Here is a 21,060-nt window from a genome sequence, read left to right on the forward strand (position 1 = left end):
ATATCCGGTGCCGCCGACCCGGCTGGCCAGATCAAATTCCCGCCGCATGCGCACGATGTCTCCAATTTAGGCTGCACTTAGATTCTACTGCGTTGGTGCAAACTTCGTGCCAGAGCGGCCTCAATTTATGAACATAATTAACAGTGTTTTAATCGTTGCCGGGAATAGCTAGACCAACGCCGCATTTCTCGTTTGCCGGCCGATGGAGCGTTCTCGGAGCGACCTTTGCAATCACCCCTGCTCATGGTGCCTCAGCAGAACGCTCCGGAGGCGATCGCGCCGGCGCCGGCCTATCACGCGCCTGCGCCCGCGCCCGCCACGGTCGAGCTTGGCGATCTCGGCCGCATCCTGCTGCGCCGCCGCAAGCTGATCTTCGCCACCGTCGCGTTGCTCACTATCGCGACGCTGATCTACGCCTTCCTGACACCGGCGCTCTATTCCTCGACGGCGCAGATCATCATCGATCCGCAAGACCTCCAGGTCGTCACCAACGATGTCAATCCCAGCCGCATCTCGCCCGATGGCGGCATCACTCAGGTCGAAAGCCAAGTGAGCGTGGCGCAATCGAACGGCGTCCTGCTGCGCGCCATCAAGGCGACCAACCTGACCGAGAACCCGGACTTCAACGGGCAGGGCGGGCTCGGCGGCTGGCTGGGCATGTTCTTCGGCTCGGGCGACGGCGACAGGACAGCTGAAACGCTCGACGCGCTGCGCCGCCGCCTGGCGGTGAAGCGCGACGACAAGGTGCTGGTGCTCAACATCATCATCACGGCCAAGAGCGCCGACCTGGCGGCCGAACTCGCCAACGCCATCGCGCAGGCCTATCTCGACGACCAGGCCGAAGCGCGCTCGAAGGCCGCGGCCGACGCCTCCGACGCGATCAGCGCCCGGCTGGAAGACCAGCGCAAGCGCGTCGAGCAGGCTGCCAACGCCGTCGAGACCTACAAGGCCGAGCACAACATGGTAATGGCGGGCGGCAACCTGGTGAGCGATCAGGAACTGACCGATCTCAACACGCAACTGACCGCCGCCCAGACCCGCACGGCGCAGCTCAAGGCGCAGGTCGACCAGCTGCGCCGCCAAGGCAGCGCGCCGGATGCAACGTCGGAGGCGATGCGCTCGCCGGTCATCGCCAGTCTCAGGGCGCAAGAGGCGACGCTCGTCGATCAGATCTCGCAGTTCGGCACCGCGCTCGGGCCGCGCCACCCTTCGATGATCTCGGCGCAGCAGCAATTGAGCGACTTGCGCAAGCTGATTTCGCGCGAGCTTGGCCGCCTCGTCGCCGCCGCCGAGACGGATTATCAGCGCGCCCTGGCCAACCAGAAGGAACTGGAGGCCAAGGTGGCGTCCCTGAAGGGCAAGTCGCTCGACACCGACCAGGCATCGGTCAGGCTGCGCGAGCTGCAGCGCGATCTCGATGCCGTGCGCACCGTCTACGCCAATTATCTGCAACGCGCCCAGGAAACGCGCGAGCAGACCAACGTCAACAGCACCAATGCCCGCATCATCTCTGAGGCGATGCCGGCGCTGAAGAAGAGCTGGCCGCCGAAGGGGCTGCTTATCTTCGGCGCCATCTTCGGCGGGCTGGCGCTGGGCATCGGCATGGCGCTGATCGCCGAATATCTGTCGCCGACCGTGCTGTCCGCCAATCAGATGCAGTCGGCTATCGAGGCGCCGGTGCTGGGCGTTCTGCCGGGCAGGGGGCGCCGCCGCTCCGGCGCTGCTGCCCAGAAGACCGACGCCGTGGCCGGGCTCGCGCTGCAGCGCATCGCCGCCGCCACCAGGCGCCCGCCGGACTGGCCGTTGGTACCCTCCATCCTGGTGGCGTCGCCGCCCGAGGATAAGGCTGAGCGGTCGAGGGTGGCATGGCAGCTCGCCAACGCGGCGGCGGCCAGGGGGCGCCGCGTGCTGTTCATCGACATAAATGCCGGCAAGGGCCAGAAGGACCCGCAGCCCGGCGTGCTCGACGTGCTGCGCGGCGAATATCCACTCGACGCGGTCAGCCGCTATGCACCGGGCAGTTCCGTGGCGCTGGTCAGCCGGGGGCGGCCGACCGCGGTGTTCCAGGAAGCGCAGGCGCTCTATTTCGCCCATCGCATGTTGGCCGAGGCCAATCACAGCTTCGAGCTCGTCGTCGTCGACGGCGGCGCGCTGGCGGACGACCTCAACGTCCTGCCGCTGGTCGCCATGGCCGACGAGATCCTGCTCGTCGCCAGGCTCAATGCGACGCCGATGCGCGACGTCGCCGCGACCTCGGAAGCGGTCTCCGTCATGGGGCGGCTGCCGACCGGCGCCATGCTGGTCGACGAGGCGGCCTGACATGGCCTCGATCCTGGCTGGTACCGGCCGGCCTGTTTCGGCTTCGGGCTATGGCATGGCGGGCCCGCGCACTGTCCCAGTCGACACGCTGACCCGTCTTGGCCTGACTATCGCGGTGCTGCTTCTGTTTTCCGTCTCCGGCGGCATGCTGTGGCTCGCAGGCTATAATTACGACGGCCTGCAAGGCAGCCCGCTGAGCAAGATCCACCCGTCCACCTATCTCTTCGTGCTCGCCTTCGTCTGGCGCTCCTGCATCTTCGGCAATCCGGTCGGCTATGTGGTCCATGTCACCAACAGGCGGCCGGCCACGATGCTGATGGCGGTGATCTCGACCGTGCTTCTCTTCGTCGTCATCCTCAGGCAGCGCCCCGGCATGGCCGGCATGATCGACACCTTCGTCGCCCCGGCGCTGCTCGTGCTGCTGCTGAGCGAGGATGACGAGAAGACCTTTGCCTGGCTGCAGCTTGTCATCCATGTGGTCATGACGGCGAACGCGCTGCTGGCGCTGTTCGAGTTCGGCACCAAGCATCTGGTGTTCCCCTACAGGTTCGACGGCGCGGTGTTCGTCAACGATCTGCGCTCCACCGCGCTGCAAGGGCACCCGCTCTCCAATGCTACAGTCACCTCGATCTATGTGCTGTCGCTGCTGTCCGGCTCGCGTTCCCTGTCGACGCCGCTCAGGCTGGCGCTTGTCGGCCTGCAGTTCTGCGCATTGGTCGCCTTCGGCGGCCGCTCGGGCATGGTGCTGACGATCCTGCTCAGCGGCGTTTATCTGCTGATCCAGGGCCTGGCGCAGCTCAGGACCGGACGCGTCAACCTTCTGGGCGCCGCGCTGGCGATCATGCTCGCCGCGCTGTTGCCGCTGGCCATCGCGCTTGCCGGCTATTATGGCTTCTTCGACGCGCTGCTCGAACGTTTCGTTTCCGACAGCGGCAGCGCCAACGCCCGCGTCGAGATGTTCGATCTCTTCAGGCATCTGGAATTGCGTGACCTGATCGTCGGGCCCGATGTCGACCTGCTCGACAGCATGCGCCGCATCACCGGCCTTGAGCAAGGCATCGAGAACCCGATCCTGCGCCTGACGCTCTACCAGGGGGCGTTCTTCACGCTTCTGATCTTCTTCGGCTTCGCGCTGTTCATGCACGAGGTCGCGCGCCGCTGCCATTCGGGCATCTGGCTGCCGATGCTGGGTTGGCTCATCCTGCTCAACACCTCCGAAAGCATCGCCTCCAAGACGACGCTGATGACCAAATTCGTGGTCATCGCGCTGGCGCTTTATCGACCGGCAAGGCCTGTTGCGCGTCAAAGGACGCAGGCGTAGGAACGCGGCGAGTCTCGCTACGCATTCGCCGCCAGATGGAAACCAAACCCTTAGCGCGGTTTGATGATTCAGCAAGTCAAGCGCGCGGCATCCTCAGCCCGAGCGCCTCGACCATCGCGGGATCGAGCGCGCGCGTGGTGTCGTCCATCATGCCCCAGCCGTCGAACAGGTCCCAGAATGCCCAGGGAAAGCCGAATGCCTCGGCGCTCTGCCGGACATCGCCGATGTAGCGGGCGCGGTCCGGGTTGGGCGCGGCTGTGTATCGTGCATCGGTTCGCAACGCGCCGAACTCGCCCATGATGATGCGCTCGCGCGCGATGCCATGGGTCTGCGCCCAGTCACTCACCTGCTTGAGGTAGCGGTCGATGAAGCGGCGGTCGGGCTGCGCATCGAAATAGACCTTTAGCACCTTCTCTGTCTCGGCATAGGCGGCCTTCTTGGCTTCGTCGGACCTCTCGGAATCCTGCGCCATCCTTGTCCTAACAGAGGCCAGCGTTCTTTCCAGCGTCCCGGCGGAGGCTGGCCACGGCACATTGTTCAGCGCCCGGTAGACCGGCTCGCGCATCCACGGCGCGCCTTGATGGCTGAACAGGTAGGGCTCGTAGAAGTGGAAGGTGAACAGGATCGGCTCGAAGGCCGCCAGCGGCGCCGGATCGAGCGCGGCGAGGCCCCGCACCATCGAGCCGCAGCCGCCGGTGGCGAGCAGCGGCAGGTTGCGCGCCGAGACCCGAGCCGCGCTCAGCAGAGCCGCCTGCACCTTGGGCCACAGCCCGGAGGAGCAGTCCTGCGGCGGCTCGTTGACCGGCTCCAGCGCTATCCTGCCGGGCGCCATATCGTCCAGCATGCCGGCCACTTCGCCGACAAAGACCTGGTAGCGCGCGAATTCCGGCGCCGCGGTGCTCGAATACATGCGGTCGGGATTCCAGTAATGCGTGGCGCCGTTGGCTTGTATATTGACGATGACGCCGAGATCGGCGCTGAGCGCTGCCTCGACCGCCGCGCTCAGCATTGCCATGAGGTCGGCGCGCTGGCCCGCGTCGGCGGCCAGGAACGGCCCCGGATCGACAGGCAGGCGGATGAAGTCGAGCCCGCTGGCGCGCAGGCGGGCAAGGTCGGCCGGCGTCGGCACCGGCCGCTGCGACTGGAAAGGCGGCCAGTCATAGTCGGTGCGGGGTGCAGGAAATTCGCGCGTCAGTGCAAACCAGGGCCAGGTATTGACGCCGCGCCTGAAAGGCCATGCCCCGGCGGCACGCGCTGGAGATGACAGTGGCGGAAGCGCGCTCGCCAGCGGCGCTATTGCCGCGACCAGCGCCGCGCCGAGGAGCCGGCGGCGCGACCAGCCGGTCATGCGTGCTTGGCGCGGTCGGCTTTCGCCGGCGCGGCGGTGGTGACGCCGAGTTGCCGCAGCGCTTCCTTCTCGTAGGCAATGAGCACGTCTTCCCAGCGGAAAGCCTCGCGGGCCCGCGTTCGCGCCGCCTTGCTGCAGCGCGCCACCAGCGCGTCGTCGGCCAGCGCCTCGTCGATCCGCTGGCTCAGGCTGTCGGTATCACTGAAGTAAATCGCCGCCTCGCCGGCGACCCAGCGATTGTAGCGGTTATCATGCGCGATCACCATGTTGCCGGCGGCAAGCGCCTCGACCAGCGAGGGGTTGGTGCCGCCCACGGTGTGGCCGTGCATATAGGAGCGCGCGTGGTAGCGCAGCGCCTTCACTGTCGCCTGATCGTAGATCGCGCCGGGCATGATCACCGTGCTGCCTGCCGCCGCGCGCACGGCGCGGTGGTAGGGAATGTCGTCGTTGAGCGTGCCGAGCACCACCAGCTTCATGTCGCCGCGATCGCGGCTGCGGAAGGCTTCGATGATCGGCAGGATGTTGTTGTCGGGTTCGACCCGCGCGATCGAGATCAGGTATTTACCGGGTTCGAGCCCGAGCGCGCGAACGGGTTCTTCCGGCGCTGAGGTCACCGGGTCCGCGCCATAGGCGATCGTGGCGATGGCGCCACGCGGCCGCCTTGTTGCGAGATGGTCGGCAATTGCCGGGTGGTCGGCGATGAGCCGATGCGAGACCCAGGCGCCGATCCATTCGTTGAGCCAGAACCAACTGCGCGCCGCCGGGCCCCATTTCGGCCGCCGCCACTCGATGCCGTCCATATTGGTGAAGATCTTGCGCCGCATGAGCCTGAGCCAGGTCAGGAACACCGCGCCATTGTAGCCGAGCACCAGGCACACGCCCGGCCGCCTGGCGGCGTCGAGCACGCATTGCCAATCGAATTCCAGTGTCGCGCGGGGACCCTTGGAGGCGACCTCGATGGTGATGAGCTCGATGCCGCGCCAGGTCTCGCTCGTCACCCTTTGCCCTACGCGCTCGACCTCCTTCTGGCAGTAGACGCCGACCTTCCAGCCGCGTCCGGCCAGGAAAAGCGCCAGGCGCTCAGCGAAAGTCTCGAAGCCGCCGTGAGAAGCCGGAATGCCGCGCGTCCCCAGGATCAGGATCGAAGGCTTTTCGATCAGGGTGGAAGGTCGTTCCGGTTTCAAAATAAAGGAATCCCCAGGGTCCGGTCATAGTTGTTGTTACGGCAATGACACGCCCAGCAACTTCCGTGCCAGGGTACCCCCAGGGCGAATATTCACATGAAGGTGTAAAATTTCTCTTCAAGCTACATGGCTTGCTTCATCATCGGTCAACTTTCGCGACGTATCTGTATCGATATGGGGCACGGCTGGGGTTCGTGGGTCGCGGCCGGACATTCGAGACCCGGCATGATCCTTGCTCCCGGCCTGCAGTGGCCATCGCCGGGTAGAGCGGCGTGCGGATTTGGCATGAAGTTCCTTCCGCGCTTGAAAGGTCCGGTGCTGAGCGGACTCGGGGTGCAAGGTGGAAAGATAGCAATGCGCATAGCCTGCGTTCATCAGGGCTACGAGCTCTATGGTTCGGACCGCAGCTTCGCGGAGAGCGTGGCTGCGCTGCGCGCCGCGTTTCCGGCCGCCGAGATCGAGGTCGTGCTGCCGCGCGAGGGACCGATTGTCGATATCCTCAAGCCGCATGCCAGCCGCATCGTATTCGAGCCGCTCTGGGTGCTCAGGCGCCAGGCGATGCTCAAGCTCGCCACCGCCGAGATGGCGCGGTTGCCGGCGGCGCTCTGGCGGGCCTGGCGGCGCATGCGGGGCAGCGACCTGACCTATATCAACACCTCGATCATCGCCGACTACGCGCTGGCCGCGCGTCTCCTGCCGCGCAATGCGCTGCTGCACATCCACGAGATTCCCGAGGGCATCCTGCGCAAGGTGCTTGTCGCGCTGATGCGCTGGAGCAAGGCGGATCTCATCTTCAACTCGCGCGCAACGCGCGCCACCTTCGGCGATCCGCCGGCCCTCGATGCCAAGGGGCGGCGCACGCATGTCGTCTATAACGGCGTTGCCGGTCCCGCCGCGGCACTGCCGATGACTTATGACGGCAACCGGCCGCTCAAGGTCCTGCTGCTTGGCCGCGTCAACCGCATAAAGGGGCAGGAGGTGCTGCTCGAAGCCGTCGCCTCGCTCCCCGCCGAGTTGCGCGACCGTGTCGAGGTCCGCCTCGTCGGTGGCGCCTTCGAAAGCGTCGAGCGCGAGCAGGCATTGGCCGAGCTGGTTGGGCGCATGGGCCTGACAGGGCATGTCGAGGTGCTGCCTTTCGTCTCCGACCCAACTAACCATTATCGCTGGGCCGACATCGTCGCGGTGCCGTCGCGCCGCCCGGAATCGCTCGGCCGCGTGGCCATCGAGGCGATGGGCTGGGGACGGCCGCCGCTGGTCTCGGCGATCGGCGGACTGGTGGAAGTGGTGGCCGACGGCGAGACCGGCTGGCATGTTCCGCCGGGCGACGCGGCCGCCCTCGCCGGCAAGCTCGGCGAGATCATCCTGCGGCCGGATCTGTGGCGCGGCTTCGCCGCCGCCGGTCGCGCGCGCTACGAGGCGCTCTTCAGCGAGCCGATCGCCGCCGCCGCGATCGTGGCGATCGTGGCCGACAAGCTGAAGGCGACGCCGCCGCGGCAGGGGCGGGCGCGTGTCGCCCGCGAGGCGGAGACGAGCCCGTGAAGTTTACCTTCCCGGCCCATCTGGTGCGGCGCCTCATGTTGATGATCGGCGGCGAGGCGATGCAGAGCGGTTTCCATTTCGCCCTGAACATCGCGCTGCTGCATCTTTTGTCGGCCGAAGGTTACGGGCTCTTCGCGCTGGCCATGGTGATGGGCGGCGTCGGCTTGTCCTATATCCGTTCGCTCACCGCCGTTCCCGCCACCATATGGATGAGCAAAAGCGCCAACAGCGCCGGCGTCGACGCCTACGACGTGACCTTCGGATCGGCGGCGCTTGTGGTGGCGCTGCTGATGGGATTGGGCACCGGGCTGCTGATGCGCCTCCTGGGCGACCCGAGCGGCATCGGCGCCGCCTGCTTCGTCGGGGCCTGGTCGCTGCGCAGCCATATGCGCACCGCCTTCTTCGCGCGCCGCATGCAGCTCGTCGTCTCCGTCAGCGACGCCGCATTCACGATTGCGGGCATAGTACTAGCAGGAGCGGCGATCTGGTTCTTCGCGGACGCGCTTCAGGTCACGTTCTACGCGCTTGCCGTGGCCAATGTGGTCGGCATCGCCGTGCTGGTGAGACTGGCGCGTCGCAGGCTGCGTATCTCCTTTCGTGCGCCGACCTTGCGGCGCTACGCAAAGCTCTGGCCGCAGCTTCGCTGGTCGGGGTTCAGCGCCACAACCACCAACATCCAGGGGCAATGCCTGGCCCTGCTGGTCGCCGGCATCGCCGGACCCGCGGCCTATGCGCCGCTGGCGGCGGTGCTGGTGCTGTTTGCTCCGCTGCGCATCTCCAGCCTTGCCTTCTCCAACATGACCCAGCCGGAACTCGCAAAGCTGGTGCGCAACAAGGAGTTCGACCGCGTATGGACGCAGGCCAAGATATGGGCGCTTGTCATGGGGCTCGGCAGCCTGGCCTATGGTTGCGGCATCCTGTTCATCTTGCCGATGATCAAATCCCAGGCGCTGCAGCATGCCTCGGTCGGGTTGATCGGGCTTTTCGCCATCGCCAACTTCGTGCCGATCATGGCCTATATCATGCCGCGCGTGGTCCTCGAGATTCTTGGCGATTTCCGCATCGTCGCCTTCATCACCATGGCCGGCGCGATTATCGGGCTGGCGGCGATCGGGATTCTGTTGGCCGTCGCCCCGTCGACATGGTCGCTGGCCGGCGCCGCGGTCTCCGAGATCTTCGTGCTTGTGGCCTCCTGGTATTTCGCTGCTCACCGTATGTGGAACGCCAAGCACCCGAACGAGCACCGCCCCAGCGTGTTCGGCGCCTGGCGCCGTGCGGCCACGCTGGCAGTGCAGAGACGATAGGAGAATGATGTGGCAAGCCAGGCAATGCCGATGGCCGCGATGACGACCGGCTTGGCCGGTGATGAGGCTGCAGTGCACGCCACCGGCGGCGCTTATGTGGCGCAGCTGCACACCAGCCTCGAAGCGGTCAAACCGCTCTGGCTGCGTCTCGAGACAGAGGGCGTGTGCACCGGCCATCAGCATTTCGCCTGGGCCGAAGGGATCGTCGAAGGGCTTGTGCCGCCAAAAGCCGATCTCGCCATCGTCGAGGTGAGGGACGCCGCCACGGGCGAGCTGAGAATGCTGGTGCCGTTGATGCGGCGCCGTGCATTCCAGCATTGGGTGATCGAGTGGCTGAGCTGCGGGGTGTGCGATTATTCCGCGCCGTTGCTCGCCGACGCGACGCCCTGGACCAGGCAATCCGCCGAGGCCGCATGGGCGGCGGTGCTTTCCGTACTGCCGCCGGCCGACCGCATCCACATCGTCGGTATCCCGAAGCAGATCGGCGGCATCGCCAATCCCCTGGCGCTGCTTTCTCCGGCGCGCGATTCCATACATTCCCACTACGGCATCGCCATGGATGGCGACGCCGAAACCGTCGTCAAGCGCATCTGTCGCCCGTCCTTCGTCAAGGCGCTCAACAAGGACCTGCGCCGGCTCGATCGCAATGGCGGCCTGGCCCTGGTCGAGGCCGACACGCCAACCCTGGTGGATTCCACCTTCGACAAGCTGGTCGAGATGCGGCTTAGCCGTTTTCGCGAGCTCGGCCGCTTCGATCTGCTGGCGCAGCCGCCGGTCGTCGATTTCTACCGCAAGGCCGCGCATCGCGGCCTGACCGACGGTTCGGTGCGGATCTTTGGCCTGCGCGCTGGCGACGTGACGGTCGCGGTCCAATATCTGGCGGTCCATCTGGGCACCCTGCACGCGCTGCTGGTCGCGATCGACCAGGGTGCGGTTCCCAATGTCTCGCCGGGACTTTGCATCATGGGCGAGCTGATCAGATGGGGGCGCGGGCAGGGGTTCGACTATTTCGACCTGTCGGTCGGCAACCAGAGCTACAAGGAACATATGGGCGCAGTGAAGTCGGTTCTGTCCGAACTTTGCTACGGCATCACGCCGAAGGGCATGGCGGCGAGCGAGGCCATCAAATACCGTGGCTGGGGCGTGGCTTTCGTGCGCGCCAACCCGCGCCTGTTCAAGGTCGCGCAGGAGGCGATGCAGCGCTGGCGGCGGCTGCGTGCGGGGCGGTGAATGGGCCGCCTTCACCGGCAAATTGACTCACATCCCGCTCTCCGCCATCCTTATGGGCAGCCGCTATCGGAGCGGCAGCGTGCTCGAGTGAGGCCATGGCCAGTCCCGTTGCCAGAGAAAAGTCCCGCCGCGCCGCGGTGAAGACCGCGCTTGAGCGCCACAAGGTCTATGTCACCGCGCAGCGCTTCTCCGGCGGCTCCTACAGCGCCCGCGTGCTGGTCGACGGCGAGGCCTACTGGGTCGACGAGTTCCGGCTGAGCCAGTTGCAACAAGGGCTTTCGCCCGCCGAGCTGGAACTGACGCCGGCTGTAGACGATTGAGGGTGGCGCCTCTCGCAGCGCGCTGGGAAATCTGAGATGCTGGCGGGACAGCACCCCCCTCTGTCCTGCCGGACATCTGTCCGGCAGGACAGAGGGGGGTGTGACGGAACGCGACGTCGGCAAGGTGAGCTTGCCGCTACAGCAACCTGACTCATGCCCGCCAATCTCAAACCCTACCGCGCGAAGCGCGAATTCTCCCGCACCCCCGAACCGGCAGGCACCCTGTCCGCCGGTGCCGGCAACCGCTTTGTCGTTCACAAGCACCACGCCACCGCCGACCATTACGATCTGCGCCTGGAAGTCGGCGGCGTGCTCAAAAGCTGGGCGGTGCCGCGCGGGCCCTCGCTCAATCCGGCCGACAAGCGCCTCGCCGTCGAGACCGAGGACCATCCGATCGAATATATCGATTTCGAGGGCGTCATCCCCGAGGGCGAATATGGCGGCGGGCCGATGATCGTTTGGGACACCGGTACCTGGGCGCCGATGGAGGATGTCGAGAAAAGCCTCAGGACCGGCGCGTTCAAGTTCCGGCTGGCCGGGCAAAAACTCAACGGCGGCTGGATGCTGACCCGGCTGAAGCCGAAGCCGGGCGAGGATGAGAACAAGAAGAACTGGCTGCTCTTCAAAGAGCGCGACCTCGCCTCCGATACAAAGCTCGACATTCTCGATGCGCGCCCGGAAAGCGTGAAGACCGGCCGCCGCATCGAGGAACTGGCGGCGCCGCCGAGGAAGCGCGAGCGCCTGCCGCCGAAAGCCGGCTCGCTCAAACCGGGCGTGCTGCCCGGCGCAATTAGGGCTGAGCCACCCGCCCGCGTCGAGCCGCAACTCGCCAGCCAGGTGCCGAAGCCGCCGGGCGGCACGAGCGTTGCCGAGGACACGGGCGAGCTCTGGTTGCATGAGATAAAGTTCGACGGCTACCGTACCATGGCGCATGTCGTGGGCGGCGAGGTGCGGTTGATCACCCGCGGCGGCATCGACTGGACGAAACGCTATGGCGATCTGCCGCAGGCCTTTTCGCGGCTGCCGATCGCCCAAGCGATCATCGACGGCGAGATCATGGTGCTCGACGACAAGGGCATCTCGCGCTTCGCGCTGCTGCAGGACGCGCTGGCCGAGGGCGCCGGCTCCAAATTGCATTTCTACGCCTTCGACCTGCTCCATCTCGACGGCTGGGATCTGCGCAAGGTGCCGCTGCAGAAGCGCAAAGCCCTGCTCGCCGAGCTGCTCGCCGGTCAGCCCGCCAATTCCGCCATCCAGTACAGCGATCATGTCGAGGGCGACGGCCAGGGCCTGTACGATCAGGCTTCGGACCTTGGGCTGGAAGGTGTCGTCTCCAAGCGCGCCGACGCAATCTACCAGAGCGGCCGCACCAAGAACTGGACCAAGGCCAAGGCGCAGAAGACGGACGATTTCGTCATCGCCGGCTATACCGTCTCCGACCAGGCGGAAGGGCTGGCGGCGCTCGGCATGGCTGAGTTCGAAAACGGTGAACTGCACTATCGCGGCAAGGTCGGCACCGGTTTCGACGCAGACATGGCGACGGACCTGCTCGCCCGTCTGGAGCGGCTGACCGCCGGCGCGACCCCGCCCGAAGGCGTGCCGCGTGAAATCATGCGCGAGATGCATTGGGTGAAGCCGCTGCTGTCGGCACGCGTCCGCTATTCGAACCGCACCACCGACAACGCGATCCGGCACGGCGTCTTCCGCGGGTTGCGCGATATCGGCGGGCTGACCACTCCGGTGCCGGTCAAGCGCAAACGGCTGATCGCCGAATCCGACCTCGCCACCATCTGGGTCACCAATCCGGAGCGGCGGCTGTTCGGCAGGACCGGGCCAACAAAACTCGACATCGCGGTGTATTACGCGCTGGTCGGCGATTTCATGCTGCCGCATATCATCGGCCGACCGGTGTCACTGGTGCGCTGCCCGACCGGCAGGCCGCAGGACTGCTTCTTCCAGCGCCACGCCTTCACCGGCATGCCGCCTTCGGTTGCCGTGTTCGAGTCGATCAATTCGGAAGGCGAGACAAAAACATATCTCTCGGTCGAGGACGCCAAGGGCTATCTGGCGCTGGCGCAATTCGGCGTGGTGGAATTCCATACCTGGGGCACGCACCGGTCAAAACTCGACAAGCCCGACCAGATCGTCTTGGATCTCGACCCGGGCGAAGGGATTTCCTGGCGCGAGGTGGTTGAGGCCGCGGTCCACATCAAGGGCGGGCTGGAGAGCCTGGGACTGGTGCCGTTCGCCAAAACCTCGGGCGGCAAGGGCATCCACATCACCGTGCCTGTGACCCGAAAGCAGAACTGGAAGAAGCTGCATCAAATTTCGAGCGCGATTTCGACTTTGCTGGCGGCAAGCGCGCCCGACACCTTCACCACCACGATGGGCAAGGAAAACCGCAAGAAGCGCATCTTCATCGACTTCCACCGCAACGCCCGCGGTCACACCTCCGCCGCGCCCTATTCGCTGCGCGCCCGCACCAATCTGCCGGCCTCGACGCCGGTGAGCTGGACCGACCTGGAGACGATCGACGCGCCGGAGGACCTGAATTACGCCTCGCTGCCGGGGCTGTTGGAGACATCTGGTGATCCCTGGGCGGAGATCGACGAGGCGGCGCGGGATTTGCCCGTGTTTGAGCGCTAGTTCCTCGCCCCAACATCGCGGGGGAGAGGAAAAGGGCGACGCCGTGTCCATCGACGCTTGCTACAATTTGAACTATTCTCCGCGCCAACCGCCCCAGAAAACACTTCGTCAGGAATTCGGCAGTACAATCAGGGGTCGGTGTAGGATTTCCACGGCGCTGATCGTCCTACGGACGAAGCGCTGCAAAGAGCATGGTCCTAAAAAGGCCGGAACCGGTTTTGGACAAGACCATGCTCCAACATAGTGTCAGTGCATGGCCGCGTAGGAGTTCATCATGGCGCCCAGGGCAAGTTGGAAAGGTTACCTCAAGCTCAGCCTCGTCAGCTGTCCGGTCCGGCTTTACCCGGCCACCAGCGCGAGCGAGCGCATTTCGTTCAATCAGCTGCACAAGAAGACGCACAACCGCATCAACATGAAACCGGTCGATCCCGAGCTTGGCCTTGTCGAGCGTTCGGATCTGGTGCGCGGTTACGAGTACGAGGACAAGCAGTACATCATCATCGATGATGCCGACCTCGATGCGGTCCGGATCGAATCCAACCACACGATGAACATCGAGGCCTTCGTCGACGAGGACGAGGTCGACGTCATCTACCAGGACGCGCCCTATTATCTCGCGCCCGACGGCGCCATGGCGGAGGAAACCTTCGCGGTGCTGCGCGAGGCGATGCGCAAGTCCGGCAAGCTGGCGATCGCCCGCCTGGTGCTCTCCAGCCGCGAGCGCGTGGTGACGATCGGACCGCGCGAGAACGGCATGTTCGTCTGCACCTTGAGAAACCCCAACGAAGTGCGCGGCACGGCTGAATATTTCGGCAACATTCCGGCCGGCAAGCCGGATCCGGAAATGCTCGAGCTGGCCCAGGCGTTGATAAAGCAGAAGGAAACCCACTTCGATCCGAAGAACTACGAGGATCGCTACGAGGTGGCGCTGATGGCCATGATCCGCGAGAAGCTGAAGGGCCACAAGCCGATCATCGCGGCTGCGCCCGAGCGCGGCAATGTTATCAACCTGATGGATGCGCTGAAGGCGAGCCTGTCGCAGCAGGCGAAACCCCCGGCCAAGTCGAAGAGCAAGGCCGAGGAAGCGCCGGCGAAGCCGTCCAAGAAGGCGGCCGCCGGCGGTGCGCCTGAGAACCCGCTGAAGGCGAACCTGTTGAAGGCCGTCGGCAAGAGCAAGAAGTGACGGGAAATGCCGGGCCAGTGATCGTTCCCGGCGCCGTCTTCGGCGTCGTCGGCGCGCTGGCCGCCTTTCCATTGCGGCTCGCCGCGCGCGAGGTCGGGCGCCGCCATGCGGAGCTGAGGCGCGGCGTCACGCGCCGCACCACGCACGTCGTGTTCGGCCGCGCGCTTCTCGCCAAGGCGGCGAAATCCGGCGATGCCGAGATCGAGCGCCGCGTGAAAGCGGAGCGCGAAGCAGGCCGCCAACTCATCAGCGAGAACGGCTTCCTGCGCCTGCTTGGACTGATGAAGGCGCCCGATGCCTCGTCGCTCTCCAGGCAATCGCTGATCGACCAATCGCGGCTGGCGGGTGATGATCTCGACCTTCTGTCGCTGTTCGATGCCTTCGAGCATGATGGCGAGCCCTATTCATTCCGCGACCTGATCCTGGCGAGGAAATATGCCGGGCTGATCGCCAGCGGCGCCACCTGGGGCGCGATCGCGCGCTCGGTGCATCGCTCCGGCCCGGTCGCCTCGCTCACCGCCAAGTCGCTCAATCTCGGCTCGCAGCATGGCCGCCCGGATGCGATCTATCTCGACGAAGGCAGGAGCGAGCTCGACGGCCAGCTTTTGTTCGACCTCGGTTCACCCGAGGATGACACGCTGGAGGAATTGTTCGCCGAGGCCGAGATGGCAGAAGAGGAGGGGCGCCACGACGATGCGGCCGCGCTCTACCAGCGTTGCCTGGCGATCGATCCCAAGGATGCGATTGCCGCCTTCAACCGCGCCAATTGCCTGCGCGGCGCCGGCCGGGTTACCGAAGCCGCGCATGATTATGCCCGCGCGATAAAGCTCGACCCCGGTTTCGTTGAGGCCTGGTTCAACCTCGCCGGCCTGATGAGCGACGAGGGCAGGGTGGCATCGGCGCGAAGGCACCTCCAGAAGGCTGTTGCGCTCGACAAGACCTATGCCGATCCGGTGTTCAACCTCGCGCGCCTGGAATTCGATGCGGGCAATCTGGCCGAGGCTCGCCGGCTGTGGGTGCGATATCTGGAGCTGGATGCGGTGTCCGATTGGGCGCGGACTGCGCAGAAGGGCATACAGTTCGTGGATCTGCATATGGCGCGGACGGCGGGGTGAGCGCCTTTTCCTTCTCCCCTTGTGGGAGAAGGTGGATCGGCGCGCCAGCGCCGAGACGGATGAGGGGTGCTGGAAGGAATGAGACGTTGGTGACCTTGTCGCAAGTAGGAGTATTGAAGGGCGTATCCGCCAAGCTGGAGCACCCCTCATCCGTCCGAGCTTCGCTCGGCCACCTTCTCCCACAAGGGGAGAAGGTGAGATTGGCGCTCCCATGACCTACTTCCTCTTCGACGGCTTCGACACCGCCCCCGTCACCATCCTGCTCGCCCACGGCGCCGGCGCGCCGATGGATTCAACCTCGATGGTTGCCACCGCCAAGGCGCTCGCCGCCGCCGGCTTTCAGGTCGCACGCTTCGAGTTCCACTATATGGCCGCGCGCCGCTACGGCCATCGCAAGCCGCCGCCGCGCGCCGAGACGGTGAACCCGGAATATGTGAAGGCGATCGCCGATCTGCGCGCCAAGGGCGTGACCGGAAAGCTGATCATAGGTGGCAAGTCGATGGGCGGCCGCGTCGCCTCCATGGTCGCCGACGAGATGTTCGCCAAGGACGAGATCGCCGGCCTGGTCTGTCTCGGCTATCCCTTCCATCCGCCGGGCAAGCCTGAGCAGTTGCGGACAAAACATCTCGCCGACCTGAAGACGCCGACGCTGATCTTCCAGGGCACGCGCGACGAGTTCGGTACAAAGGAGGAAGTAGCGACCTACGGCCTTTCTCCTGCCATCGAGGTGATCTGGCTGGAGGACGGCGACCATGATTTGAAACCACGCAAGGCGATCTCGGGCTTTTCGACGGGCGATCATCTGAAGACGGTAGCGGAGACGATCAAAATCCGGATGGCGGACTGACTACGCCGCCAAGTCTGGCGAGATTCAGGTCAGGCCGAGTCGAAAATGGTGGTTTCCGAGAACCGGAGCGGAGCGTACTTAAAGTACGTGAGCACCGGAAGCGCAGGAAGCCGCCATTTGCAGGCCGGCATCACCTGAATATCGACAGACTTGATGAAACTCGCCACCTTCAACATCAACAATATCAACACCCGGCTGGACAACCTGCTGGCTTGGCTCGCCAAGGCAAAGCCCGACGTCGTCTGCCTGCAGGAACTGAAGGCGCGCGACACGCAGTTTCCGCTGACCCGGCTCGCCAACGCCGGCTATGGCGCTGTGTGGAAGGGTGAGCCGACCTGGAATGGCGTCGCGATCCTCGCGCGCGGTGCCGAGCCGGTGCTGACGCGCGATGCACTGCCCGGCGCCGATGCCGACCGCCAGGCCCGCTACATCGAGGCGGCGATCGACGGCGTCGTCATCGCCTGCCTCTATGCGCCGAACGGCAATCCTCGACCGGGGCCGAAATTCGACTACAAGCTCGCCTGGCACGAGCGCTTCGCCGCGCATGCGGGTGAGCTCCTCGACACCGGTCTGCCGGTGGCGCTCGCCGGCGACTTCAACATCGTGCCCGAGCCGCGCGACATCTACCAGACACGCTCCTATGACGATAACGCGCTGGTGCAACCCGAAAGTCGCGCCGCCTTCGCCGCGCTGATCGCGCAGGGCTGGACAGACGCGTTGCGAAAGGTTTTTCCCAAGGAGGAGAAGCTCTACACTTTCTGGGACTATCGCCGGAACCGCTGGCCGCGCGACGCCGGCCTGAGGCTCGACCACATCTTGTTATCGAAGAAGCTCGCTCGAAAATTGAAAGGGGCGGGCATCGACCGCGAAGTGCGGGGAGGGGACAATCCAAGCGACCACGCGCCGGTCTGGGTGGAGTTGGCAACCTGACCTTCACCCGCAAGGTGAGAAGGGAAAGCTGGCGCTGTCCCGCCAGCATCTCAATCCTGACTCGTCCATCGCAATGACTTGCGGCATCGATGCCCAACGCTAATCTGCTGCAAACTTGGATGGGGGGACAATTTCATGCACGCGGTCTTGAACGGCGATCTCCAGCCATCGCCTCTCCGCCATGGCTGACACCGCCCTCGTCGCGCTTATCTCAGCCCTTGTCCTTGCCGGCGCCATCGCTCTCATTGCGATCGCGCTGCGCTGGCGCCGCAAGCGCCGCAGGGCGCGCGGCAATCCCGATCCGGCGGGTGACTACGCGCCGCGCGCCCACTGGGCGCCGACATCCGGCAAGCTCAACTTCTCGTCCTTCGTCTACATGGATGTCGACGGCGACGGCGCCTATGGTCAAGCCGACCGGCCGATGGCGGGCATCGTGGTGCGGCTCTATGACGAGCGCGGCACTTTCCTTGCTTCGGCGCGCAGCAACGCTGCCGGTTTCGCGAATTTCCCGATGTCGTCGAAGCGCCGCAGCGCGGCGATCCAGCGGCCCGGTGTCTATCGTTTCTCGGTCTCCGTGCCGCCGGGCTGGCGCGCCAGCAGCGCCAACCAGGACCAGACGGTGCGCCTGCGGGATGCGCCGGGCGCCATGGTCGGCCTCATCGGCGAGGCGTTGCCGAAGCCGGTCGGGCTCGCGCCGGGGCGGACGTTGAACGGCAGGACGCCGGCCGCGACGGGCGTCACGCTGTCGGTCATGGCCAAGGGTCAGTTGCTTGAGAGCCGGGCGCTGCCCGCCGACGCGGCCTTCCGCTTCCCGCTCGGCGTCGAGGCCGATGAAATCGTCATTGCGGGCTCTGGGCTCGATCGGCGACTGAAGCTGTCGGGCTATCCGGTCGATCTCGGCCTTTTGGTGTCCGGCGCGCTCTCGCCCGGCGCGGCGCTCAGGGCCATCGGCTTCGACGACATAACCCCGCGCGGCCTGTGCAAAGTGCCCTCCGGCCACGCCGGGCTCGACTGGCGCAATCTCAACGCCATGGCGCGCGACCACACCGCCAACAGTGAGGGCTATGTCAACGGCAATGTCTCGGGTGCTTACATCGCCTATACCAGCAGCGGCCATCCGGCCGAGTTCGGCCGCGATGCGCCCTTCGGCTTCCACTCGGTGATGCTGACTGCGGCCTGGCTGGCCTCGGAAGGCGAGACCGCGCGTGTCGAAAGCTGGTTAGGGGAGGAGCTGATCGCCAGCGATGAGATCGCGCTGTCGGCACTAGCACCGGTTCAATACGCGCCCATGCTGCAGGCGGTGACGCGTGTCCGCATCTCCACCAGACACCACTGGCAGGCCGTGCTCGACGATCTGATCGTGGCGCTTTGACATATGCCGGCCAAAGCACGGCAATTCTTGCGTTCTCAAGCAAGACTAACCCGCGCCGCCCCAAGGTCTGCAACGCGTCTTTGGCTCAGAATACGACGGAAGCTGCGCCGTTAGCGGTGATTGCCGAAAGCCTATCCTTCTTGACCAGCGTCGGCCTCAAATAGGTCTTCCTCATCCACGCTCTCCCGAAAATTCCGCCGCATGATCTCATACGCACGTCTGCCGTCAAGCAAACGCCCGAGCAAGCGCTTCCCCTTTGCGTATTCTTGCTACTGCACTGAAATTATATCGTCAGGTAGCGCCATTGGTGATAGCGAGCGACGGACTTGCCACCACCGCCGAAAGCTTGCCCTTGCGGACGAGAATCGGCTTCTCGTAAATCTTTTTCATCCCAAATTTCCCCCGTTAATCAGTGCCGGCAAAGGCACCGATTATTTTCATCAACCCGGCACGACGGGCGGCGAACCCGCCACGACTGTCGAAAGCTTGCCCTTGCGGATCAAAACCGGCTTCTCGTAAGTCTTCTTCATAAGATCGCTCTCCTAGAAATCCCCGGCGGATAATCTCACATATGCAATTTCTGTCAATCACCGGCTCCAGCGGGCTGTTCTGTTCCTGGGGATAGCGTTCTACTGATAGAGCCGCCGCCCAATAGTGGGGCGACCGCGCGGGCCGGAACCGGATGCGAAGGATATCGCCCGGGGAAGCTGTGTGACGTCTTGCACTTAGCCTTGGCCGCAAGCTCGGCTGGGATGCCGGGGCCCGCTGCCGCCGGTTGCAACGCGGCGGGGCGATGGGGGGAGACCGATGAAGAGATCGACCGAAAGGCTGCTGGCGCTGGCAATGCTGATCGTCGGCATTGCCTGTTTCGTCAAGCTCTATGCGGCGCTGGGCGGCAGGCCGCCGGCGACGGCGCGCCTGGAAGTCTTCGGCGCGGCCGGCGTGCTGTCGGTCCTTGCCGGGCTGCTTTTCTTCGCCGGCCTGCTGCCGGGCGCCGCCGGTCACGATCCGGCCGCCCCTTTGTTCGGCCGCGACGCCGAGATCGCGCCGGCCGGCCATCCGCGGCTGCGCCGCGCAGCGCTCGCTTTGCCGCTGTTGGCCCTGATCGTCATCGTCGCCGACCAGTTCGGTTGGCGGGCGCCGGGCGCCGAACCGGCGAAGGAAGTCGCCACCGCGCCGGCAGATCCGGCGCCTCGACCGCCCGAGCCGGAGGCGAGCGCAAAACCTACCACGCCCGAGTCGAGCATCGAGCCAGCCTTGCCCGCACCCGCACAGCATGAGGCTGCAAAGCCCCCGTTGCCCGAGCCGGTTGCGGCTCCCGCTCAGCCGGCGCAGACAGCCGCTCCACCGGCCGAGTCCGCGCCGCCGCGGCCTGCCCAGCCGGCAGAGCCGGTCCAGCCAACCCAGCAGACGGCGCCCGCTCCCGCAACGCCGCCGCAGACGGTGGCGCCGCCTCCACCGGTGCCGCCGGCCCAGCCAACCGCGCTGGAAGGCCACCGCGACGCCGTCGTCTGGCTGGCGGTGTCGGCCGACGGCCACCAGATCATGAGCGCCAGCACCGACCGCATGATCAAGCTCTGGGATATCGACGGCAAGCGGCTGATCCGCGACCTTGGTGAGCACAAGGACATGGCGCGCAGCGCGCTTTTCATGCCCGACGGCAAGACCGTGCTCACCGCCGGCGACGACGGCGAGATCGTGCTGCGCCAGCTATCCGACGGCACGGTGCTGCACGTCTTCTCCTCAGGGGCAAACGGCGGCGTCAGGCAACTGAAGATCAGCCGGGACGGCAAGCTCGCCGTTAGCGGTCACGACACCGGTTCCGTCGCGTTTGGGACCTGGGGAAGAGAGCGGTCTTGCATGTGCTGCCGGGCCACGACTGGCCGGTGAGTTCCGTCGCCATCTCGCCCGACGGCACCAGGGCGCTCACGGGCAGCATCGACGGTGAGCTGAAGCTCTGGGACATCGTTGCGGGCAAGCAACTGCGCAGCTGGCTTGGCCACGAGCGAGGCGCCTATGGCGCGGTCTTCCTGGCCGATGGTCACCACGCGGTGACCGGCAGCGGCGATTACACGATAAAGCTTTGGGACCTCGACACCTTCAAGGAGGTCCGCCGCTTCGAGGGGCATTCCGGCACGGTCTATGCGCTGGCCTTGTCGGCCGACGGCAAGCGCCTCGGCTCCGTCTCGCTGGATGGCACCGCCAGGATATGGAACATGGACACCGGCAGCGAGATCGCCGAATTCGACCCCGGCACTGGTCCCATGTACGCGGTCGCGTTCGCCGCCGACAGCACGCTATTGACCGGCGGCATCGACCGCGCCATCCGCGACTGGCCGGCGGCGGGCGGGGAGGGCACGGTGCTGTTTGCCGGGGCGCCGGAGTGAGTGTGACGTTGGAGG

The 21,060-nt window shown here is 65.6% G+C and carries 19 protein-coding genes; 14 read left to right on the plus strand and 5 right to left on the minus strand.

All coding sequences use genetic code 11. The features are described 5' to 3' along the window. Nucleotides 1-225 precede the first annotated feature (225 nt). Together LB538_RS22820 and LB538_RS22825 are read left to right on the plus strand one after the other, a co-directional pair. Nucleotides 226-2,319, plus strand: a complete 2,094-nt coding sequence (locus LB538_RS22820; RefSeq protein WP_224529435.1) for a GumC family protein — start codon at nt 226-228, stop codon at nt 2,317-2,319. A gap of 1 nt (nt 2,320) precedes the next feature. After that, nucleotides 2,321-3,640, plus strand: coding sequence for a VpsF family polysaccharide biosynthesis protein (locus tag LB538_RS22825; RefSeq protein ID WP_411909050.1), 1,320 nt, complete (start codon nt 2,321-2,323; stop codon nt 3,638-3,640). Nucleotides 3,641-3,716: 76 nt separating this feature from the next. Here the strand turns inward: LB538_RS22825 and LB538_RS22830 are convergent, their stop codons facing one another. Beyond that, nucleotides 3,717-4,988: a glycoside hydrolase family 5 protein gene (locus LB538_RS22830; RefSeq protein WP_224529433.1), complete on the minus strand. Its 1,272-nt coding sequence runs from the start codon at nt 4,986-4,988 to the stop codon at nt 3,717-3,719. Further along, nucleotides 4,985-6,172 carry a DUF1972 domain-containing protein gene (locus tag LB538_RS22835; protein ID WP_224529430.1) on the minus strand — a complete coding sequence of 396 codons (1,188 nt, stop codon included), beginning with the start codon at nt 6,170-6,172 and terminating at the stop codon, nt 4,985-4,987. Before LB538_RS22835 ends, LB538_RS22830 begins: the two co-directional genes overlap by 4 nt. Nucleotides 6,173-6,526: 354 nt before the next feature. Here LB538_RS22835 and LB538_RS22840 point away from each other — a divergent pair, with 354 nt between their 5' ends. The 10 genes from LB538_RS22840 (at nt 6,527) to LB538_RS22885 (ending at nt 18,658) form a co-directional block, all read left to right on the plus strand. Beyond that, a complete protein-coding gene (locus LB538_RS22840; RefSeq protein ID WP_224529428.1) occupies nt 6,527-7,711 on the plus strand; it encodes a glycosyltransferase family 4 protein in 1,185 nt (394 codons plus the stop codon). Continuing rightward, nucleotides 7,708-9,015 carry a hypothetical protein gene (locus LB538_RS22845; protein ID WP_224529425.1) on the plus strand — a complete coding sequence of 436 codons (1,308 nt, stop codon included), beginning with the start codon at nt 7,708-7,710 and terminating at the stop codon, nt 9,013-9,015. The genes LB538_RS22840 and LB538_RS22845 overlap by 4 nt, the downstream gene beginning before the upstream one ends. A 9-nt stretch (nt 9,016-9,024) precedes the next feature. Next, a complete protein-coding gene (locus tag LB538_RS22850) occupies nt 9,025-10,245 on the plus strand; it encodes a GNAT family N-acetyltransferase (RefSeq protein ID WP_224529421.1) in 1,221 nt (406 codons plus the stop codon). A gap of 95 nt (nt 10,246-10,340) precedes the next feature. Continuing rightward, a complete protein-coding gene (locus tag LB538_RS22855; RefSeq protein ID WP_224529417.1) occupies nt 10,341-10,565 on the plus strand; it encodes a hypothetical protein in 225 nt (74 codons plus the stop codon). Between the two features lie 153 nt (nt 10,566-10,718). Then, nucleotides 10,719-13,211, plus strand: coding sequence for a DNA ligase D (gene ligD, locus LB538_RS22860; protein ID WP_224529413.1), 2,493 nt, complete (start codon nt 10,719-10,721; stop codon nt 13,209-13,211). A gap of 274 nt (nt 13,212-13,485) precedes the next feature. Beyond that, nucleotides 13,486-14,394, plus strand: coding sequence for a Ku protein (locus LB538_RS22865; protein WP_095768347.1), 909 nt, complete (start codon nt 13,486-13,488; stop codon nt 14,392-14,394). A 17-nt stretch (nt 14,395-14,411) separates the two neighbouring features. After that, the gene (locus LB538_RS22870) at nt 14,412-15,509 is read left to right on the plus strand and encodes a tetratricopeptide repeat protein (protein WP_411909052.1); all 1,098 of its coding nucleotides are present in this window, start codon (nt 14,412-14,414) and stop codon (nt 15,507-15,509) included. Between the two features lie 211 nt (nt 15,510-15,720). Continuing rightward, complete coding sequence (locus tag LB538_RS22875; protein ID WP_224529407.1) at nt 15,721-16,356, plus strand: alpha/beta fold hydrolase; 636 nt, start codon at nt 15,721-15,723, stop codon at nt 16,354-16,356. A 153-nt stretch (nt 16,357-16,509) separates the two neighbouring features. Next, entirely contained in the window at nt 16,510-17,286 is a 777-nt protein-coding gene (locus LB538_RS22880) for an exodeoxyribonuclease III (protein WP_224529403.1), read from the plus strand. 181 nt (nt 17,287-17,467) lie between these two features. Next, nucleotides 17,468-18,658: a hypothetical protein gene (locus tag LB538_RS22885; RefSeq protein WP_224529400.1), complete on the plus strand. Its 1,191-nt coding sequence runs from the start codon at nt 17,468-17,470 to the stop codon at nt 18,656-18,658. A gap of 85 nt (nt 18,659-18,743) precedes the next feature. Here the strand turns inward: LB538_RS22885 and LB538_RS22890 are convergent, their stop codons facing one another. The 3 genes from LB538_RS22890 to LB538_RS22900 all read right to left on the minus strand — a co-directional run bounded on the left by LB538_RS22890 (nt 18,744) and on the right by LB538_RS22900 (nt 19,188). Beyond that, nucleotides 18,744-18,833, minus strand: coding sequence for a putative RiPP precursor (locus tag LB538_RS22890; protein ID WP_224529399.1), 90 nt, complete (start codon nt 18,831-18,833; stop codon nt 18,744-18,746). A gap of 116 nt (nt 18,834-18,949) precedes the next feature. Next, nucleotides 18,950-19,048, minus strand: coding sequence for a putative RiPP precursor (locus LB538_RS22895; protein ID WP_224529390.1), 99 nt, complete (start codon nt 19,046-19,048; stop codon nt 18,950-18,952). A 50-nt stretch (nt 19,049-19,098) separates the two neighbouring features. Next, nucleotides 19,099-19,188, minus strand: a complete 90-nt coding sequence (locus LB538_RS22900; protein WP_224529388.1) for a putative RiPP precursor — start codon at nt 19,186-19,188, stop codon at nt 19,099-19,101. A gap of 277 nt (nt 19,189-19,465) precedes the next feature. Between LB538_RS22900 and LB538_RS22905 the strand changes: the two genes are divergently transcribed. Beyond that, nucleotides 19,466-20,548 carry a WD40 repeat domain-containing protein gene (locus LB538_RS22905; RefSeq protein ID WP_224529385.1) on the plus strand — a complete coding sequence of 361 codons (1,083 nt, stop codon included), beginning with the start codon at nt 19,466-19,468 and terminating at the stop codon, nt 20,546-20,548. Continuing rightward, nucleotides 20,521-21,045, plus strand: a complete 525-nt coding sequence (locus LB538_RS22910; protein WP_224529760.1) for a WD40 repeat domain-containing protein — start codon at nt 20,521-20,523, stop codon at nt 21,043-21,045. Before LB538_RS22905 ends, LB538_RS22910 begins: the two co-directional genes overlap by 28 nt. Nucleotides 21,046-21,060: the final 15 nt, after the last annotated feature.

This window comes from Mesorhizobium sp. Ca11, assembly GCF_020165275.1.
Taxonomy (GTDB): Bacteria; Pseudomonadota; Alphaproteobacteria; order Rhizobiales; family Rhizobiaceae; genus Mesorhizobium.

What these genes read in the sequence shown, in the direction of transcription:
- LB538_RS22840 (WP_224529428.1), top strand. Translation starts at nt 6,527, where the DNA reads ATGCGCATAGCCTGCGTTCATCAGGGCTACGAGCTCTATGGTTCGGAC.
- LB538_RS22890 (WP_224529399.1), bottom strand. Translation starts at nt 18,833, where the DNA reads ATGAGGAAGACCTATTTGAGGCCGACGCTGGTCAAGAAGGATAGGCTT.
- LB538_RS22885 (WP_224529400.1), top strand. Translation starts at nt 17,468, where the DNA reads ATGGCTGACACCGCCCTCGTCGCGCTTATCTCAGCCCTTGTCCTTGCC.
- ligD (WP_224529413.1), top strand. Translation starts at nt 10,719, where the DNA reads ATGCCCGCCAATCTCAAACCCTACCGCGCGAAGCGCGAATTCTCCCGC.
- LB538_RS22830 (WP_224529433.1), bottom strand. Translation starts at nt 4,988, where the DNA reads ATGACCGGCTGGTCGCGCCGCCGGCTCCTCGGCGCGGCGCTGGTCGCG.
- LB538_RS22895 (WP_224529390.1), bottom strand. Translation starts at nt 19,048, where the DNA reads ATGAAAAAGATTTACGAGAAGCCGATTCTCGTCCGCAAGGGCAAGCTT.
- LB538_RS22900 (WP_224529388.1), bottom strand. Translation starts at nt 19,188, where the DNA reads ATGAAGAAGACTTACGAGAAGCCGGTTTTGATCCGCAAGGGCAAGCTT.
- LB538_RS22865 (WP_095768347.1), top strand. Translation starts at nt 13,486, where the DNA reads ATGGCGCCCAGGGCAAGTTGGAAAGGTTACCTCAAGCTCAGCCTCGTC.
- LB538_RS22880 (WP_224529403.1), top strand. Translation starts at nt 16,510, where the DNA reads ATGAAACTCGCCACCTTCAACATCAACAATATCAACACCCGGCTGGAC.
- LB538_RS22825 (WP_411909050.1), top strand. Translation starts at nt 2,321, where the DNA reads ATGGCCTCGATCCTGGCTGGTACCGGCCGGCCTGTTTCGGCTTCGGGC.
- LB538_RS22905 (WP_224529385.1), top strand. Translation starts at nt 19,466, where the DNA reads ATGAAGAGATCGACCGAAAGGCTGCTGGCGCTGGCAATGCTGATCGTC.
- LB538_RS22855 (WP_224529417.1), top strand. Translation starts at nt 10,341, where the DNA reads ATGGCCAGTCCCGTTGCCAGAGAAAAGTCCCGCCGCGCCGCGGTGAAG.
- LB538_RS22875 (WP_224529407.1), top strand. Translation starts at nt 15,721, where the DNA reads ATGACCTACTTCCTCTTCGACGGCTTCGACACCGCCCCCGTCACCATC.